Here is a 467-nt window from a genome sequence, read left to right as displayed (position 1 = left end):
TCAATCGCATTTCCCTGCGCAAAGGCGATGACGGCGCCGTGGTCGGTCACATCCAGCCCTGCGATTTCGGCATGCGCTGCAATGCCCGGATTGCCGGGTGCGGCGAACAGTGTACCGAGGCGCGGTGATTGCGCGAGCTTCCATGCCAGCGCATGTTCGCGACCACCCGAGCCGATCAACAGGACATTCAATGGCGGACCCTTGTCTAGAGATTGCCCGGCGAGAGAGCGTAGGCGCGCTCCTAGACGAGCCGGTCGCAGGGGACAACGCCGCGCCAATGAGTGTGGGCGAACTGGCAGGCAAGCTCAAGCGCGTGGTCGAAAGCGAGTTCGGCTTCGTCCGACTGCGCGGCGAGATTTCGGGCTATAAGCACGTCGCCTCGGGCCATGCCTATCTCAGCCTCAAGGACGACAGCGCCGTGATCGACGGCGTGATCTGGAACGGCAATGTCGCGCAATTGGGCTTCA

General features: G+C 63.0%; 1 protein-coding gene and 1 pseudogene. One reads left to right on the top strand and one right to left on the bottom strand.

From position 1 onward, the window contains the following. Nucleotides 1-191, bottom strand: a pseudogene (locus AACY45_RS28395) (phosphoribosylamine--glycine ligase N-terminal domain-containing protein); the annotation flags it as partial. A gap of 86 nt (nucleotides 192-277) precedes the next feature. Between AACY45_RS28395 and AACY45_RS28390 the strand changes: the two are divergent. Next, on the top strand, nucleotides 278-467 hold a 190-nt coding region (locus tag AACY45_RS28390), incomplete at its 3' end, for an exodeoxyribonuclease VII large subunit (RefSeq protein WP_339548791.1).

Source organism: Pseudomonas sp. RA_35y_Pfl2_P32 (genome assembly GCF_963970735.1).
Classification (GTDB): Bacteria; Pseudomonadota; Gammaproteobacteria; order Pseudomonadales; family Pseudomonadaceae; genus Aquipseudomonas.
Note: the sequence above shows the minus strand (reverse complement) of the source record. Positions and strands in the feature narration are given on the sequence as shown.